This window comes from Mesorhizobium sp. M7A.F.Ca.US.006.04.2.1, assembly GCF_004022915.1.
In the GTDB taxonomy this organism is placed as follows: domain Bacteria; phylum Pseudomonadota; class Alphaproteobacteria; order Rhizobiales; family Rhizobiaceae; genus Mesorhizobium; species Mesorhizobium ciceri.
In genome coordinates this window covers 1-16,755 of sequence record NZ_RZQA01000029.1, presented here as the reverse complement: position 1 = coordinate 16,755, position 16,755 = coordinate 1, and the positions used below count along the sequence as shown (strand labels likewise).

Annotated in this window: 15 protein-coding genes; 12 read left to right on the top strand and 3 right to left on the bottom strand. The window is 63.4% G+C overall.

Features of this window, described 5'->3' with window-relative positions:
- The 6 genes from EN925_RS03210 to EN925_RS03185 form a co-directional block, all read left to right on the top strand.
- Window positions 1-1,224, top strand: a 1,224-nt coding sequence (locus EN925_RS03210; protein WP_164894118.1) for an ABC transporter ATP-binding protein, incomplete at its 5' end; no start/stop codon positions are given.
- Between the two features lie 168 nt (window positions 1,225-1,392).
- Window positions 1,393-2,982 (top strand): ABC transporter substrate-binding protein, encoded by a 1,590-nt coding sequence (locus tag EN925_RS03205; protein WP_024501943.1) that lies wholly within the window; start codon window positions 1,393-1,395, stop codon window positions 2,980-2,982.
- A gap of 97 nt (window positions 2,983-3,079) precedes the next feature.
- Complete coding sequence (locus tag EN925_RS03200; RefSeq protein WP_127368851.1) at window positions 3,080-3,919, top strand: alkaline phosphatase family protein; 840 nt, start codon at window positions 3,080-3,082, stop codon at window positions 3,917-3,919.
- A 170-nt stretch (window positions 3,920-4,089) separates the two neighbouring features.
- Window positions 4,090-4,656, top strand: coding sequence for a sigma-70 family RNA polymerase sigma factor (locus EN925_RS03195; protein ID WP_013528254.1), 567 nt, complete (start codon window positions 4,090-4,092; stop codon window positions 4,654-4,656).
- Window positions 4,653-5,321 carry a hypothetical protein gene (locus EN925_RS03190; protein ID WP_013528255.1) on the top strand — a complete coding sequence of 223 codons (669 nt, stop codon included), beginning with the start codon at window positions 4,653-4,655 and terminating at the stop codon, window positions 5,319-5,321. The genes EN925_RS03195 and EN925_RS03190 overlap by 4 nt, the downstream gene beginning before the upstream one ends.
- Window positions 5,311-6,747 carry a S8 family serine peptidase gene (locus EN925_RS03185; protein ID WP_127385129.1) on the top strand — a complete coding sequence of 479 codons (1,437 nt, stop codon included), beginning with the start codon at window positions 5,311-5,313 and terminating at the stop codon, window positions 6,745-6,747. Before EN925_RS03190 ends, EN925_RS03185 begins: the two co-directional genes overlap by 11 nt.
- Here EN925_RS03185 and EN925_RS03180 read toward each other — a convergent pair.
- Together EN925_RS03180 and EN925_RS03175 are read right to left on the bottom strand one after the other, a co-directional pair.
- A complete protein-coding gene (locus tag EN925_RS03180) occupies window positions 6,744-7,253 on the bottom strand; it encodes a hypothetical protein (RefSeq protein ID WP_013528257.1) in 510 nt (169 codons plus the stop codon). The two genes, EN925_RS03185 and EN925_RS03180, sit on opposite strands and share 4 nt — an antisense overlap.
- A 23-nt stretch (window positions 7,254-7,276) precedes the next feature.
- Window positions 7,277-8,095, bottom strand: coding sequence for a class I SAM-dependent methyltransferase (locus EN925_RS03175; RefSeq protein WP_013528258.1), 819 nt, complete (start codon window positions 8,093-8,095; stop codon window positions 7,277-7,279).
- Between the two features lie 78 nt (window positions 8,096-8,173).
- Here EN925_RS03175 and EN925_RS03170 point away from each other — a divergent pair, with 78 nt between their 5' ends.
- Window positions 8,174-9,082, top strand: coding sequence for a LysR family transcriptional regulator (locus EN925_RS03170; protein ID WP_013528259.1), 909 nt, complete (start codon window positions 8,174-8,176; stop codon window positions 9,080-9,082).
- Between the two features lie 119 nt (window positions 9,083-9,201).
- On the opposite strand, the gene EN925_RS03165 is transcribed toward EN925_RS03170, so the two are convergent.
- Window positions 9,202-10,224 (bottom strand): substrate-binding domain-containing protein, encoded by a 1,023-nt coding sequence (locus EN925_RS03165; protein WP_013528260.1) that lies wholly within the window; start codon window positions 10,222-10,224, stop codon window positions 9,202-9,204.
- Between the two features lie 361 nt (window positions 10,225-10,585).
- Here EN925_RS03165 and EN925_RS03160 point away from each other — a divergent pair, with 361 nt between their 5' ends.
- The 5 genes from EN925_RS03160 to EN925_RS03140 all read left to right on the top strand — a co-directional run.
- Window positions 10,586-11,941, top strand: coding sequence for an ABC transporter substrate-binding protein (locus tag EN925_RS03160; RefSeq protein ID WP_013528261.1), 1,356 nt, complete (start codon window positions 10,586-10,588; stop codon window positions 11,939-11,941).
- Between the two features lie 228 nt (window positions 11,942-12,169).
- Window positions 12,170-13,183 (top strand): sugar ABC transporter permease, encoded by a 1,014-nt coding sequence (locus EN925_RS03155; protein ID WP_063169814.1) that lies wholly within the window; start codon window positions 12,170-12,172, stop codon window positions 13,181-13,183.
- A gap of 1 nt (window position 13,184) precedes the next feature.
- Window positions 13,185-14,339, top strand: a complete 1,155-nt coding sequence (locus EN925_RS03150) for a carbohydrate ABC transporter permease (RefSeq protein ID WP_064992880.1) — start codon at window positions 13,185-13,187, stop codon at window positions 14,337-14,339.
- Window positions 14,340-14,343: 4 nt separating this feature from the next.
- Window positions 14,344-16,008 (top strand): alpha-glucosidase, encoded by a 1,665-nt coding sequence (locus EN925_RS03145; protein ID WP_128336337.1) that lies wholly within the window; start codon window positions 14,344-14,346, stop codon window positions 16,006-16,008.
- A gap of 24 nt (window positions 16,009-16,032) precedes the next feature.
- Window positions 16,033-16,755: ATP-binding cassette domain-containing protein (locus tag EN925_RS03140; RefSeq protein WP_128336335.1), on the top strand; the 723-nt coding region annotated here is incomplete at its 3' end.

The following is a 16,755-nucleotide window of genomic DNA, read 5'->3' as shown; positions in this document are numbered from 1 at the left end:
GTTGCGCTGTTCAAGAAGCTCAGCCTGCCGAACCCTGAAACCATCGGCGAGCGTTTTCCGCACCAGGTTTCGGGCGGCCAGTTGCAGCGTGTGATGACGGCGATGGCCCTGTGCTCCGAGCCGGACCTGATCGTCTTCGACGAGCCGACAACGGCGCTCGACGTGACGACGCAGATCGACGTGCTGGCGGCGATCAAGGACGCCATCCGCGACACCCATGTCGCTGCGCTCTACATCACGCACGACCTTGCCGTCGTCGCCCAGGTCTCCGACGAGATCATGGTGCTGCGCCATGGGAGGCTGGTCGAATGGGGCGGCACAAGGCAGATCATCAAGGAGCCGCGCCAGGAATACACCAACGCGCTGGTCTCGGTGCATGAGATCGAACACCAGGAGCAGAAGCCCGGCACGTCGCCGTTCCTGTCGGTGAAGAACGTCACCGCCGCCTATGGCCGCAGCCATATCAAGGTGCTGAAGGACGTATCCGTCGACATCTATCCGGGCCAGACGCTGGCCGTGGTCGGCGAGTCCGGCTCCGGCAAGTCGACGCTGGCGCGCGCCATCACGGGACTTTTGCCACCCGAACAGGGTACCGTCACCTTCGACGGACGCGCGCTGGCCAACAGGCTGGCCGACCGGCCGAAGGAGGATCTGCGCCAGTTGCAGATGATCTACCAGATGGCCGATGTGGCGATGAACCCGCGTCAGACCGTCGGCACCATCATCGGCCGACCGCTGGAGTTTTATTTCGGCATGCGCGGCCGTGAGCGCGACAGACGCGTTGCCGAACTGCTCGACAAGATCGAGATGGGCAAGGGATTTTCCGACCGCTACCCGGCCGAGCTTTCCGGCGGCCAGAAACAGCGTGTCTGCATCGCCCGGTCGCTTGCCGCCAAGCCGAAGCTGATCATCTGCGACGAGGTGACCTCGGCGCTCGATCCGCTGGTGGCACACGGCATCCTCGAGCTGCTGCTGGAGCTGCAGAAGGAAGAGAACGTCGCCTATCTGTTCATCACGCATGACCTTGCCACGGTGAAGTCGATCGCCGATTCAATCGCGGTTATGTATCGCGGCGAGGTGGTGCGTTACGGCCCCAAGGGCAAGGTGCTGAGCCCGCCCTTCGACGCCTACACCGACCTGCTGCTCTCCTCGGTTCCAGAGATGGAAATCGGCTGGCTGGAAAAGGCAATCAAGGGACGGCGCATGGCCAGCGCGGGGAACTAAAGGGAACCAATACTGCCGGAAGAAAAAGGCAGGCGCTTCCCCTGGAAATTGTGTCAGACCAAGCTGCCACATAGGGGCGTCAGCGACCGTCATCCGGATGCAACACTAGAGCGCCACACGTCCTTCGGGACGAGCGCCGCTCGCACGACTTTTAAACAGGGGTAGGACATGAAAACTGAACTCGATTATCTCGCCGAACTCGCCGGTCACGGCCGGATATCGCGCCGTGCCTTTCTTGGGCGCGCCGCCGCGCTCGGCGTATCGGCGGCCATGATGCCGGCGCTGGCCGGCAAGGCATTTGCCCAGACGGCGGTGAAGGGCGGTATCATCAAGGCTGGCCTGCAGGGCGGGGAATCCACCAACAGCCTCGATCCGGCGCTGAATCTCAGCCAGGTAACCTTCAGCTTCGGCAAGCTTTGGGGCGAGTATCTTGTGCGCCTCACACCGGACAACAAGCTGGTCAACCTGATTGCCGAAGAGATTGGCGCCTCAGCCGACGCCAAGACATGGACGATCAAGATCCGCGATGGCATCGAGTTCCACAATGGCAAGACGGTCGGCGCGGAGGACGTTGCCGCCACCATCGAGCGCCATGCGGACGAGAAGTCCAAGTCCGGAGCACTCGGCATCCTCAAGAACATCAAGGGCGTCAAGGCGAGCGGCAAGGAAGTCATCGTCACGCTCGGCGACGCCGATGCCGACTTCCCTTATCTGATGGCCGACTACCATCTCGTCATCCAGCCGAATGGCGGCAAGGACGATCCGAATGCCGGCATCAGCGCCGGACCCTACAAGGTTAGCGTCAACCAGCCAGGCGTGCGCCATGGCGGCGAGCGTTTCGCCAATTACTGGCTTGGCGACAAGGCCGGCCATGCCGACCAGGTCGAGATCATCGTCATCAATGATGCGACCGCACGGCTTGCAGCTTTGCAAGGCGGCCAGGTGCACATGATCAACCGCGTCGAACCCAAGGTCGTCGATCTGGTCAAGCGCATCGCGGGCGTTTCCATCGAGAATGTCTCGGGCAAGGGCTACTATCCGTTCAACATGTTCTGCGACACCGCACCTTTCGACAGCAATGATCTGCGCATGGCGCTGAAGCTAGCCATGGACCGCGACGAGATGCTGGAAAAGATCCTGCGCGGCTATGGCTCGGTGGGTAACGACTTCCCGATCAACGAGGCCTATCCGCTGTTTTCCGCCGATATCGAACAGCGCAAGTTCGATCCGGACAAGGCGGCGGCAGCCTACAAGAAATCAGGCCACAGCGGCTCGATCGTGCTGCGCACCTCGGACGTCGCCTTCCCGGGCGCCGTCGATGCCGCACAGCTCTATCAGCAGTCCTGCGCCAAAGCCGGCATCAAGATCGAGATCAAGCGCGAACCCGGCGACGGCTACTGGTCGGAGGTCTGGAACAAGCAGCCTTTCTCGCTCTCCTACTGGGGCGGACGCGCCACGCAGGACCAGATGTATTCCACCGGCTATGTCTCGACCGCCGACTGGAACGACACGCGCTTCAAGCGGCCGGAATTCGACAAGATGCTGTTTACCGCGCGCGGCGAGCTCGACCAGGCCAAGCGCCAGGCGATCTACCACGATATGGCAGTGATGATGCGTGACGAAGGCGGGCTGATCGTGCCCTTCTTCAACCAGTTCATCGACGCGGCCGCCACCAACAAGATCGGCGGCTATGCCAAGAGCCCTATCGGCGAAATGATGGACGGCTACGCGCTTGCCGAGTGCTGGCTCAACGCTTGAGCGGACCCTGATCGGCCGATTTCATCTATCAGAACGCCGTGTGCCCGGGACGGCACACGGCGTTCCCGTTTCAACCGCCAACCGCATGGAGCAGCCCGTGGCGCTCAAATCCAAGCTTCTGCTGATCATCCTCGATGGCGTGCCTTACCGGAACTGGCGCCGGCTGATGGGCAATCTCGAAGGCTGGGTGCAATCGGGCGAGGCGCGCGTCTGGAAGATGCGCTCGGTGCTGCCGTCGACCTCGGCCTGCTGCTATGCCTCGATCCACACCGGGGTTTCGCCGCAGCTGCACGGGATTCTCTCCAATGAGAACCGTTTCCGCGTCGAGCAGCCCGATATCTTCTCCGAGGTCAGCAAGGCAGGCGGCAAGACGGGGGCGGTGACCCATTCCTACTGGTCGGAATTCTTCCGCGCCTTCCCGTTCGACCTGGTCGAGGGCATGGAATTCGACGAGCCAGGCGGGCCGATCACGCATGGCCGCTTCCACACCATGACCGGTTACAATCTCCGCAACCAGATGACGCCGAGCGATGTCGACCTGTTCGCGACGCTGACCATGCTGACGAAACGCCATGGCATCGACTACGGCATCCTGCACACCTGCACGCTGGATTCGATGGGACACCGCTTCGGCCACGACTGCCACGAGATGGACCATGCCGTCTATGCGATGGACGGCATGCTGGCCGCCTTCCTGCCACGCTGGATCGAAGCCGGCTATGAGGTGATCGTCACCGCCGATCACGGCCAGACCGATCGTGGCCATCACGGCGGCCATGACGACGAGATGCAGGATTTCGCGCTGTATTATTTTGGACAAGGCAAAGGGCCGGATGCGGACACACTACTCGACCAGCTGCAGCTCGCGCCGACGGTGCTGAGCCGACTGGGTGTTCCCGTGCCCGCGACGATGAAGGCGAAGTCTTTCTTGGAGTGAGAAGCGGTCCGCGAAGCTCTTCCCTTCTGCCCTTGTGGGAGAAGGAAGAGGCGCACCTCTGGCAACCTCCGCGCTCTTCGGTTAGCCTCCGCAAAATTCCTTGGCGGAGGATGAACCTTTTTGGGCCGATCAGCGACAGAGCAGACAGGAGCCAGGCGGCTCGACCGGCCATGACGGCAGCGACGGAGACCGATCGCGCGCTTGTCGACCGGGTCGCGAAGGGCGACCGAGCCGCCGTGCGGCTCCTGTTCATGCGTCACCACGCGCGGGTCTACCGCTTCGTGGCGCGCCAGACGGGATCGGAAATGATGGCCGACGATATCGCCAACGAAGTCTTCCTCGAGCTGTGGCGTCAGGCGCCCGGCTTCGAAGGGCGTTCCGAAGTCTCGACATGGCTGCTCGGCATTGCCCGTTTCAAGGCGCTGTCCTTTCTGCGCAAGAAAAAGGAAGACTGGATCGACGACGAGGCCGCCGCCGCAGTGCCCGACGGCGCCGACACACCGGAAGTCGTCACCATGAAGGAAGACAAGGCGGCCGCCCTGCGGCGCTTCGTCGACGCCTTGCCGGAAGAGCATCGCGCCGTCATCGATCTTGCCTATTATCACGGGCAGTCGGTGAGCGAGATCAGCGAGGTGCTCGACATTCCGGTCGCCACCGTCAAGACCCGGATGTTCTACGCCCGCAAGAAACTCGGCGAGGCTCTCAAGGCCGCCGGTTACGACAGGGGCTGGCCATGAGCGCCGCTGAAAAGATGTCGCGCCGCGACGAAATGGAAACGCTGCTGCCGTTCTACCTGAACGGCTCGCTGGAAGGTTCCGACCTGGAAGCGGTCGAGGAATGGCTGGCCAGCGATCCGGCCGCACTTGCCGCCCTTGGCGAGGCTGAAGCCGAATTCTCCGGCGCCACGGCCGCCAACGAAGCAATCCGGCCGCCGGCCGATGCGCTCAGCCGCTTTGCCAAGGCACTCGACGCCGAGGCCGGGCCTGCGCGCAAGCCGGCAGGATCGTCCTGGCTGGCGCAGGCCTGGGGCCGCTTCATGGCGGTGCCGGTCGGCGTCGCCTGGGCGGCAGCCGCGGTTCTGCTGGCTCTGGTCATGGTGCAGTCGTTTGTCGAACCCGGCGGAAAGGGCAATGATTTCGAGATTGCCGGCGCGCAAGACGATCTGGCGAAAATGCCGTACGCCCTGGTCAAGTTCAAGCCGGATGCGAAGATGTCGGACATTTCCGCCTTCCTCGGCAGCAACGGGCTGAAGATCGTCGGCGGACCGACCGCCGACGGCGTGTTCCGGCTTGGCATCCCTGCTGCCAACGCAGCCGACTACACCAGGCAAATCGGCCTTGTTGCCGCCCAGGCTTTCACGGAGACTGTGATCGAGGGAAGGAAACCGCTTGATGGCGGCTGAGGCGGTCATTCGATTTGCGGCAATGCTTGCGGCGGCGATGATAACCGTCGCCGTGCCCGCGTCGGCGCAGACCAAAGATCCCAATCCCGACCAGACGAAAATCGACTGCCGCGACGGGACCAATGCGGCAGGCGCCGACTGCGCCAAGGATGGCAGCGACACAGAGGGCGGATCGGATGCGGCGCAATCCGGCGCGGTGTTCCTGCCGGCCCTGATCGTCGACCTGTTTCCCAACCCGGCGGCGCCCCCGACCCCTGTGCCGACGCCACGGCCCGAACCGGCGACGCCGCCGGCCGATACTCAAGCCGGCCCCCCGCCCGGTGGCCCGATCGTCTCGCCGACCGATCTCATTGCCGTTCAGCCGCGGCGCGCGGTGGTTGGCGATTTCGTGCCCGACGAGGTGCTGGTGACCGTCGACGGCGATGCCGGCGCTGTCCAGCAGATCGCCGCCTCCTTCGGCCTGCAGGTGCGCTCGCAGCGCCAGTCGCGGCTGCTTGGCACCACACTGGTGCGCTTCGGCATTCCCGACGGCCGGCCCGTCGGCGTCGTGCTGGCGCAACTGGCCGCCGACGGCCGCACCCAGCGGCGCGAGCCCAATCACGTCTATTCGCTGCAGCAGGCCGCCGGCATCGTCAACTATGCGTTCGACCGCATTGCACTCGATTCCAAGCAGGCCAGCGGAGAAAACGTCCGCATCGCGGTGATCGACACCGGCATCGACGACACCAACCCGGCGCTCTCGGGCGTCATTGCCGGGCAGTTCGACGCCATGCCCGACGTGCCGATCGAAAAGCGCGATCACGGCACGTCGATCGACGGGCTGATCGCCGGCGTCGGCGCGCTGGAAGGCATGGCACCGGGCGCAAAAATCTATCACGCCCGCGCCTTCGAGGGCGGCAAGTCGACCATGGACGTCATCCTGTCGGCGCTCGACTGGGCGGCGGAACAGGACGTGCGCATCATCAATATGAGCTTTGTCGGGCCGAAGAACGATTTGCTCGGCGTCGCCTGCCGCAATGCCCGCGCGCTCGGCATGGTGCTGGTCGCCGCAGCCGGTAACAACGGGCCGAAGGCACCCTATGGCTATCCGGCCGCCTTCGATGGTGTCATCGCGGTGACCGCCACCGATGCCAAGGACGGGCTGATGCCGCAGGCCAATCGCGGCGCCTATGTCTTCATCTCGGCACCCGGCGTCGAGATGGTGGCGCCGAGCGGCGCCGGCTCGGATGTGGTCACAGGCACCTCGTTTGCCGCGGCGATCGTGAGCGGCGCCATCGCCAATCTCATCCATGCCGCGCCCGATCGCTCGGCCGACGACATCGAAAAGGCGCTCGCGGCAACGGCCAGGGATCTCGGCCCCAAGGGACGCGACAATGATTTCGGCTACGGCCTGCTGGACATCAAGGCGGCGGCGGCAAAGGACTAGTCTGCGACAGTCCAAGCCGCGGCTTGCGGAGGACGCACCAGAAAATAGAACGCGACGATGTGCGTGATCATCAGCAGCGGCACGTAGATGATCGGGATCGCGTAGGTGGCGCCCAGTTCGCCCGCACGCTGGGGGAGGCCGACCTGGATGGCGTGGTAATAGTCCACGATGAGGTCGACCGTCCCGACCAGATTGAAGGCGACGACGAGCGCCCAGAAGAGCTGAGGTATCCTCACCGTGAGCAGCGCCAGCATGGCCAGCACTCCTGTTGCAAGGTCGCCGTAGGCAGCAAACACGGCAAAGCCGGCAGGCAAATCGGGGCTGACGACACCCGGAACGAGGAAGACCAGCCCGAAGAAGCGGAAGCTGTGCAGAGCGGCAACAGCGCGCTGCGCCGCGACCCGGTCCATCGACCTGAGCCACGGCAAACCGTATGTAGCGAAGCAAAGCAGCCACGCGACATAGCCCAGAACAAGATGGATTTGGAATAGGACTTCGGTGGACATCTGGCCTCCTCTCGACAATTGGTTCATGCGGCCTCGAACACTGCGGTCAGGATACCGAGCCGACCTTGCATAAGATTTCGTCCGAGGTTGGCCGCAAGCTCAGCGAAGTCCGGTCCCATCACCACGCCGAGATTGGGCGAAGGCGGCGGCCCCGACGCGCGCAACTGTGCGAACCACGCCTTGGCGGCGTCGGTGTCGTCTTGCCATGCCAGCATGCGGAAGCTGGCCGGTTCGATCGCCTCGCGCGTCGCACCGGCTGTTAGGAGAAAGCTCGTCGCCGGCGTTCTCGCCCAGGGAAGCGGATAGTGCGGCTCGCCTCCAGACAACACGACGTCGTATGTGGCAAACCTGCCGCCTGGCTTCAGCACGCGCCGAATCTCGCTGTAGAGCAGCGTCCGGTCAGAGATGTTCATCGCCACGTGCTGCAACAGCACCGCGTCGAAACGGCCATCGTCGAATGGGAGCTCCAATGCGCTGGCGGTCTGGAACGACAGCTGCCCGCTCTGTCCCGTGCGCTCGGTCAGATAGCGCGCGGCATCCACGAAAGGCTCGCTGAGATCCACGCCAGTAACCCGGCAGCCATAGGTCGCAGCCAGAAAGCGCGCCGGCCCACCGACGCCCGAGCCGACGTCCAGTATCGACATGCCGGCAGCGATCCCCGCCAATTGGGCAAGCTCGCCGGTGGCAGCTAGCCCACGGGTGTGAAACTGGTCGAGAACGCCCAATTGTTGGGGCGTGAGGAGCTGGTCCTCCGGGCCGAGGGCAGCCAACACCGTCTTCAGCCGCTCGGTCAGGCCCGTCGCGCGATAATGGTCGCGTACCCCTTCAAGTTCATCGGTCATCGCATGATGTCTCCTAGGTTCAGCTCATACCTAGGCCCACTTCCATAATTCGACTACCCGGCGTAATAACAACAACCTATGAAGCAGAACTACACAGTCCGACATGGTGCGCTGGAGGGCATCGAGGCGTTCCTGGCTGTCGCCAGGCACCGCAACTTCCGCCGCGCCGCAGCGCAACTCGGCGTGACACCGTCCGCCGTGAGCCAGGCGGTGCGCGCGCTGGAGGCACGCATGGGTGCGGCGCTGTTCGTCCGCACGACACGGAGCGTCGGCTTGACCGAGCCTGGCCAGCGGTTCCTCGATCGTGCCGGCCCTGCTTTCGAAGAACTCGTCGCGGCCGGCGAGGCCGTGCGTGACATCGGCCAACGGCCGACCGGTCTGCTGCGCCTGTCCGTGCCCCGCGCTGTCGTGCCGTTGATCCTGGAGCCGATGATCGCGTCGTTCTGCCGGGCTTACCCCGAGATCGAGCTGGAGATCGCCGCGAGCGACGAGATGGTCGATCTCGCGGCCGGCGGGTTCGATGCCGGCATCCGTCTCGGCCAGTTCATCGCGGTCGACATGGTCGCGGTGCGGCTAACCCCATCGTTTTCGTTCGTGGTCGTCGGCAGCCCTGACTATCTCAAACGCCACGGCCGCCCCGAACGCGTCGATGATCTGCGCAACCACGCCTGCCTGCGCTTGCGCCGTTCGAATGGCGCCATAGCGCCCTGGGCTTTCGTCGACGGCAACGAGACGATCGAGGCGATGCTCTCAGGCCCGCTGATAGCGCACGATTATCCGACATTGCTCGGGGCCGCGATGCGGGGCGTCGGGCTGGCGCAGACGCCTCGACCAATCGCTGAAGCTCCGATAGCCGAAGGTAAACTGGAACCGGTGCTGGACGGCATTGCCGCCACGACGCCCGGCGTCTTCCTGTATCATCCCGGCAAGCGCCAAGTCCTGCCGAAGCTGCGCGCCTTCATCGACCACCTCAAATCCGCGGCGTGAGATGTCGGAATCCGGCCCCCTTGCGGTGGTCTCGCTACTGCCGGCGTCGGGCGAGATTGATGCGGCGTGAGTGTCGCGTCTCAACTCGATCCCGCAGAGCACATGGCTTTGATCTCCAGCTACGCCGGCGCACCGGCGACTGACCCTCTCACCACCAGGTCGACCGGCCAGACCTCGCCTCGCGCGCCCTCCTCCAGTCCTGAAATCCGTGCCGCCAGCCGCTCGGCGACACGGGCGCCGGCGAGACGGATCGATGAACGCGTCGTCGACAGCGGCACCGAGAAATTCTCCGGCCTCAGCCAGGGGAAGACATCGTCATGGGCGATCAGCGAGACGTCGCCCGGGATGCTCAAGCCGAGGTCGCGCACCGCACGCACGACGCCCAGCGCCATGATCAGGCTGGAGCAGGCGATCGCCGTCGGCGCGTCGTCCCCTTCCAGCAAACGCCTGGTGGCGCGATAGCCGTTCTCCTCGGTCATATCGACCGAGCAGACATGGCGTTCGATCAATGTCAGTCCGCTCGCGGCGAGTGCCCGGCGCACGCCGCGTTCGCGATGGATGGCGAAGGTCTCGCGGCCGTCACCGTTGATCAGCGCCAGCCGCCGATGACCGAGCTGGATCAGCAGCCTGGCCGCTTCGTGGAAGGCGCCCTCATTGTCGATGTCGGTGAAGGCGTAGTCGAAATCGAAGCCCTCACTGCGGCCATGGACGATGAAGGGAATGCCGAGCGTGTTGACCAGCGCCACGCGCCGGTCAGCGGGCCTTGGAGAGGAGATATAAACAGCGTCGACCTGCCGGTTGGCGACGATGCGCCGGTAGGTCGTCTCCTGGTCGTCGGCGTCGGCCGGCGACAGCACAAGGTCGAGCTCGTGCGAGCGAGCATAGTCGCCAAGGCCGGACAGGAACTCGACGAAATGCGGATCGATGTCGACGGACGCACCGGTCGGCAGGACATAGCCGATCATGCCGGTCTTGCCGGTCGCCAGCCGGCGCGCGCTCGGGTTGGGCCGATAGCCATGGCGCTTGGCGGCATCCATGACACGCCTGCGCGTCTCCTCATTGACCTCGGGATAGCCGTTCAGCGCGCGGCTTACCGTGGTTTGCGAAAGTGCCAGCATGTGGGCGAGCTGCTTGAGGTTCACGAAAGTCTCCATTCCCTCAAAGCGCTTTTAAATTGAATCGACCCAAGTGCCATCGGGGCCGAGCCATACGAAGCCCAACCATAGACGCGGTTTGGGCATGTTTGAAACAAAAATTGCTGCTGCACTGCCATAATAGCATGCTGCGACGCACTTTTAGGGCGCAAATGCGCGAACCTAAATCGATTGATTCGCCAGCCTCTTGACTTCCCCGCGATTCAATGGCGTGATCGGAAAAGCCAAAGCGCTTTGGAAGACTCTTCGAAAGGTTGCGGTTCCTTTCCGACTGAGTCACAGTCCTGCGGCGTCGGCGGGCGGAATGGAGGTTCCGTCCGGTGTGTGAGACCCACTGGGAGGAATACCGATGAAGAAAATGCTTTTGCTGGGTGCTGCGTTTGCCACGTTCGCCCTGAACGCGCCCGCGCAGGCCGAACTGAAGTTCAAGCCCGGCGAAGACAAGCGCTTCAACTGGGCGAACTACGAAGAGCTCAAGAAAGTCGACCTCAAGGGTGAGACGCTGTCGATCTTCGGACCGTGGCGCGGCGAGGACGAAGGCCTGGTGCGCGGCGTTCTCGACTATTTCTCGGAAGCCACCGGCGTCGAGATCAAATACTCCTCCTCGGAGAATTACGAGCAGCAGATCGTCATCGACACGCAGGCCGGCAGCCCGCCCAACATCGCCGTGCTGCCGCAGCCGGGCCTCATCCAGGACCTGGCGTCGAAGGGCCTTTTGACGCCGCTCGGTGACGACACCGCCAAATGGGTCAAGGACAATTACGGCGCCGGCCAGTCATGGGTCGATCTCGGCACCTTCAAGGACAAGGACGGCAAGCCGGGCTTCTTCGCCTTCCCTTACAAGGCCGACGTGAAGTCGCTGGTCTGGTACTCGCCGGATAATTTCGAGGAAGCCGGCTACAAGGTGCCGAAGACCCAGGAAGAACTCGCCGATCTCGAAAAGAAGATCATCGCCGATGGCGGCAAGCCGTGGTGCATCGGCCTCGGCTCCGGCGGTGCCACCGGCTGGCCGGCAACCGACTGGGTCGAAGACCTGATGCTGCGCACCCAGCCTCCGGAGGTCTACGACAAATGGGTGAAGAACGAGATCCCGTTCAACGATCCGGCGGTGGTCAACGCCATCGACATTTTCGGCAAGATCGCGACCGACGACAAGATGGTCGACGGCGGCGCCAAGGCGGTTGCGGCGACCGACTTCCGCGACAGCCCGAAGGGCCTCTTTTCGGTGCCGCCGAAATGCTACCTGCACCACCAGGCATCGTTCATTCCGACCTTCTTCCCGGAAGGCACCAAGGTCGGCCAGGACGCGGACTTCTTCTACTTCCCGCCCTATGCCGCCAAGCCTGAACTGGGCACGCCCGTGCTCGGCGCCGGTACGCTGGCGATGATCACCAAGGACAGCAAGAGTGCGCGCGCGTTCATCGAATTCCTGAAGATGCCGCTCGCCCACGAGATCTGGATGGCCGAGGGCGGCTTCGTGACGCCGCTCAAGTCGGTCAACAAGGATGCCTATGCCAGCGACGCGCTGAAGAAACAGGGCGAAATCCTCGCCAATGCCTCGACTTTCCGCTTCGACGGTTCCGACCTGATGCCGGGCAAGATCGGCGCCGGCGCCTTCTGGACCGGCATGATCGACCTGGTCGGCGGCAAGTCGGCACAGGACGTCGCCACCGACATCCAGAAGAGCTGGGACGCCATCAAGTAGACGGCTGGCACGTAGACGACCAACCATTCTCGCACTGGATCCGGACCATACCGGCCCGGATCCGACGGCGGCCCGTGCCGCAGCCTTTCGTCATGAGCGCATTGACATGAAGCGCGATCGGCAATGTGCGCAAGCCGCCGATGACGCGCTCCAAACAACTGAATCGGCGCCTGGTCCCCGTCACCAAGGTCATTCCTTGTCGGGTCATGCGCAGGGGGAGAGGGACCCATGGCGGCTCAGATTTTCTCGGCCATATTCGTCATCATCGTCGGCGTCGGCGGTTGCGTCGCCTATTTCTGGGGCGCCAACAAACTGGTCGACCTGATATTCCCGTCACGCGGCGTCGCCGGTGCCGCGGCCATCGACAATCTACGCCGGCAAGGGTTGGTCCGCCCATGGCTGTTCGTCGGCCCGGCGATGATCATCCTCACCATTTACCTGATCTATCCGGTGGTCGAGACGCTGCGGCTGTCGTTCCTCGATCGCGGCGGCATCAGTTTCGTCGGCCTGGCGAACTATGAATGGGCGTTCGGCGACCGCGAGTTCCGCAACTCGATCCTCAACAACATCATCTGGCTGGCGGTGGTGCCGGCCGCCTGCACCTTCCTCGGGCTGATCATCGCCGTGCTTACGGACAAGATCTGGTGGGGCACGATCGCCAAGAGCCTGATCTTCCTGCCATTGGCGATCTCCTTCGTCGGCGCCAGCGTGATCTGGAAATTCATCTACGAGTATCGGGGCGAGGGCCAGACGCAGATCGGCATCCTCAACGCCATCATCCAGCATTTCGGCGGCCAGCCGCAGGTCTGGATATCGCTGCCGTTCTGGAACAATTTCTTCCTGATGATCATCCTGATCTGGATCCAGACCGGCTTTGCCATGGTCATCCTGTCTTCCGCCCTGCGCGGCATCCCCGAGGAAACGCTGGAAGCCGCCGTCATCGACGGCGCCAATCCGTTCCAGATCTTCTGGAAGATCATGGTGCCGCAGATCTGGGGCACCATCGCCGTGGTCTGGACCACGATCACCATTCTGGTGCTCAAAGTGTTCGACATCGTGCTGACCATGACCAACGGCCAGTGGAACAGCCAGGTGCTGGCCAATCTGATGTTCGACTGGATGTTCCGCGGCGGCGGCGATTTCGGCCGCGGCGCCACCATCGCCATCATCATCATGATTGCGGTCATTCCGATCATGGTCTGGAACATCCGACAGGCGAACAAAGAGACGGGAGGACATTGAGATGGCCGTCGCGACCGGAAATTCCTTCGCCAGCCGCTTCGGCGTCCACATCGCCGTGCTCATCTTCGTCGCGATCTGGACCATACCGACCCTCGGCATCCTGGTCTCGTCGCTGCGCGACAAGAACCAGATCATCGCCTCGGGCTGGTGGAACTCGTTCGCCAGTTCCACCCAGACCGAAGCCGGCCGGCTGCCGCCCGCCTCGGCGCAAGTCGAGAAGGCCGGCAAGTTCGTGCTCGAGGGCAATATCTTTGGCGACGGCGCCAAGCGCGACATCAGCGCCTTCGGGGTCAAATCGGCGGCACCGACGCAGTATCCCGCCGGCACCACAGCCGATCTCGGCGACGGCGTGACCTTGCAGCTCAATGCCGACGGCAGCTTCGTCATGCAGTCCCCGAAAGCGTTCGAAGGCGATCGCGGCCAGCGCGTCTATTATGCTTCGTCGGCGCCGCCGAAATTCACCACCGATAATTACAAAACCGTGCTGTTTTCCGAAGGCATCGGACGGTCTTTCATGAATTCCCTGACCGTCACCATTCCGGCGACCGTCATCCCGATCCTGATCGCCGCCTTTGCCGCCTATGCGCTGGCCTGGATGCGGTTTCCCGGCCGGGCGCTGCTGATCGCGGTCATCATCGGCTTGCTGGTGGTGCCATTGCAGATGTCGCTGATCCCGCTGTTGAAACTCTACAACGGCGTCGGCGCTTTCTTCGGCATGCCGTCGAAGACCTATCTCGGCATCTGGCTGGCGCATACCGGCTTCGGCCTGCCCTTCGCCATCTACCTGCTGCGCAGCTACATTGCCGGCCTGCCGCGCGAAATCATGGAATCGGCGCGCATCGACGGCGCCAGCGATTTCGAGATCTTCGTCAAGATCGTCTTGCCGCTGTCGTTTCCGGTGCTGGCTTCGTTTGCCATCTTCCAGTTCCTGTGGGTATGGAACGATCTGCTGGTGGCGATGGTTTTCCTCGGCACAGAGGCAGACCAGATTGTGCTGACCGCCAAGCTCAACGCGCTGTTGGGCTCACGCGGCGGCGACTGGGAGATTCTGACGACATCGGCTTTCGTGACCATCATCGTGCCGCTGATCGTGTTCTTCTCGCTGCAGCGCTATTTTGTCCGCGGGCTGCTTGCCGGCTCGGTGAAAGGAGGCTGAGACGATGCAATCCGCTTTGAAGGCCAGCTCGAAGCCTGACCTCGCCATCGATCGCGACTGGTGGCGGGGCGCGGTGATCTACCAGATCTATCCGCGCAGCTACCAGGACTCGAACGGCGACGGCATCGGCGATCTCAAGGGCATCATAGGCCGCCTCGCCTACATCGCCGCACTCGGCGCGGACGCTATCTGGATTTCGCCGTTCTTCAAGTCGCCGATGAAGGATTTCGGCTATGACGTGTCGGATTACTGCGATGTCGATCCGATGTTCGGCACGTTGGCCGACTTCGACGCGCTGACCGCCGAGGCACACAGGTTGGGCTTGAAGGTGATGATCGACGAGGTGCTGTCGCACACCGCCGACAATCATCCCTGGTTCAAGGAAAGCCGGTCGAGCCGCAGCAACCCGAAAGCCGACTGGTACGTCTGGGCAGACGCCAGGCCGGACGGCACGCCGCCCAACAACTGGCTGTCGATCTTCGGCGGCTCGGCCTGGCAATGGGACACCAGCCGCCAGCAATATTACATGCACAATTTCTTGGCCGAGCAGCCCGACCTCAACTTCCACAACCACGAAGTCCAGGACGCGTTGCTCGACGTCACCCGCTTCTGGCTGGAGCGCGGCGTCGATGGTTTCCGGCTCGACACCATCAATTTCTACTTCCACAGCCAGGGCTTGGAAAACACCCCGCCGCTGCCGCCAGAAGAGCGCAACGACCAGACCGCGCCGGCGGTCAACCCCTACAACTACCAGGACCATCTCTACGACAAGAGCCGGCCCGAGAATCTCGGCTTCCTCGAACGGTTCCGTGCCCTGCTCGATGAATATCCGGCAACGGCAGCGGTCGGCGAGGTCGGCGATTCGCAGCGTGGGCTTGAAGTGGTGGCCGCCTACACCGCCGGCGGCAAGCGCGTGCACATGTGCTACTCCTTCGATTTCCTGGCGCCGGAAAAGATCAGCGCGGGCAAGGTCCGCTCGGTGCTGGAATCCTTCGGCAAGGTCGCCAGCGATGGCTGGTCGTGCTGGGCCTTCTCCAACCACGATGTAATGCGCCCGGCCTCGCGCTGGGCCGCCAATGAGCCCGACCCGACCGCCTACCTCAAGGTCATCTCGGCGCTGCTGATGTCCTTGCGCGGTTCGGTCTGCATCTATCAGGGTGAGGAACTTGGGCTCGGCGAGGCCGACCTTCGGTTCGAGGATTTGCAGGATCCCTACGGCATCCGCTTCTGGCCTGAATTCAAGGGCCGCGACGGCTGCCGCACACCGATGGTGTGGGACGGCGGCGCCAAGAATGGCGGCTTCTCCCAGGCAAAACCCTGGCTGCCGGTGCCGGCCAAGCATTTGGCGCAAGCGGTCAATGTCCAGCAGGGCGACGAGGCTTCGCTGCTCGAGCACTACCGGCGCTTTCTCAGCTTCCGGCGTGCCCATCCGGCGCTGGCCAAGGGCGACATCACCTTCATCGAAAGTGAGGGAGATACCGTGGCCTTCACGCGCCGCGCAGGCAACGAGCAGATCGTCTGCGTCTTCAATCTGGGAGCCGGGCGGGCCAAGGTTGACCTTGGCGGCCGATCGCTGCAACCTCTGCCCGGGCACGGATTTTCGGGGCAGGCGAGCAGCGGTTCCATCGAGCTTGGCGGCTACGGCGCCTGGTTCGGGCGTCTCGACTGAATTTCCAATCACTGGAGGAAACCAATGGCCGATGTCACGCTAAGACAAGTGAAGAAGTCCTACGGCAATCTGAACATTCTCCACGGCATCGACCTCGATATTAGGTCGGGCGAGTTCATCGTCTTCGTCGGCCCGTCGGGCTGCGGCAAGTCGACATTGCTGAGGTCGATCGCCGGGCTCGAGGAAATCACCTCCGGCGAACTCAGAATAGCCGGCGAAGTGGTGAACGACGTGCCGCCGTCGAAGCGGGGCATCGCCATGGTGTTCCAGTCCTACGCGCTGTACCCGCACATGACCGTCTACGACAACATGGCGTTCTCGATGAAGATCGGCAAAGAGAACAAGGCCGAGATCGACCGCCGCGTGCGCCAGGCCGCCGAGATCCTGCAGCTGACCAAATATCTCGACCGCCTGCCCAAGGCGATGTCGGGTGGCCAGCGCCAGCGCGTCGCCATCGGCCGCGCCATCGTGCGCAATCCGAAGGTGTTCCTGTTCGACGAGCCGCTTTCGAACCTCGACGCCGCGCTGCGCGTCGCCACCCGCATCGAGATCGCCAAGCTCAAGGAATCGATGCCCAACACGACCATGATCTACGTTACCCACGACCAGGTCGAGGCGATGACGCTGGCCGACCGCATCGTGGTGCTCAAGGACGGCCATATCGAGCAGGTCGGCACGCCGATGGACCTCTACAAGAAGCCCGGCAATCTGTTCGTTGCCCAGTTCATCGGCTCGCCGGCCATGAAC

What these genes read in the sequence shown, in the direction of transcription:
- EN925_RS03205 (WP_024501943.1), top strand. Translation starts at nt 1,393, where the DNA reads ATGAAAACTGAACTCGATTATCTCGCCGAACTCGCCGGTCACGGCCGG.
- EN925_RS03195 (WP_013528254.1), top strand. Translation starts at nt 4,090, where the DNA reads ATGACGGCAGCGACGGAGACCGATCGCGCGCTTGTCGACCGGGTCGCG.
- EN925_RS03190 (WP_013528255.1), top strand. Translation starts at nt 4,653, where the DNA reads ATGAGCGCCGCTGAAAAGATGTCGCGCCGCGACGAAATGGAAACGCTG.
- EN925_RS03185 (WP_127385129.1), top strand. Translation starts at nt 5,311, where the DNA reads ATGGCGGCTGAGGCGGTCATTCGATTTGCGGCAATGCTTGCGGCGGCG.
- EN925_RS03180 (WP_013528257.1), bottom strand. Translation starts at nt 7,253, where the DNA reads ATGTCCACCGAAGTCCTATTCCAAATCCATCTTGTTCTGGGCTATGTC.
- EN925_RS03175 (WP_013528258.1), bottom strand. Translation starts at nt 8,095, where the DNA reads ATGACCGATGAACTTGAAGGGGTACGCGACCATTATCGCGCGACGGGC.
- EN925_RS03170 (WP_013528259.1), top strand. Translation starts at nt 8,174, where the DNA reads ATGAAGCAGAACTACACAGTCCGACATGGTGCGCTGGAGGGCATCGAG.
- EN925_RS03160 (WP_013528261.1), top strand. Translation starts at nt 10,586, where the DNA reads ATGAAGAAAATGCTTTTGCTGGGTGCTGCGTTTGCCACGTTCGCCCTG.
- EN925_RS03155 (WP_063169814.1), top strand. Translation starts at nt 12,170, where the DNA reads ATGGCGGCTCAGATTTTCTCGGCCATATTCGTCATCATCGTCGGCGTC.
- EN925_RS03150 (WP_064992880.1), top strand. Translation starts at nt 13,185, where the DNA reads ATGGCCGTCGCGACCGGAAATTCCTTCGCCAGCCGCTTCGGCGTCCAC.
- EN925_RS03145 (WP_128336337.1), top strand. Translation starts at nt 14,344, where the DNA reads ATGCAATCCGCTTTGAAGGCCAGCTCGAAGCCTGACCTCGCCATCGAT.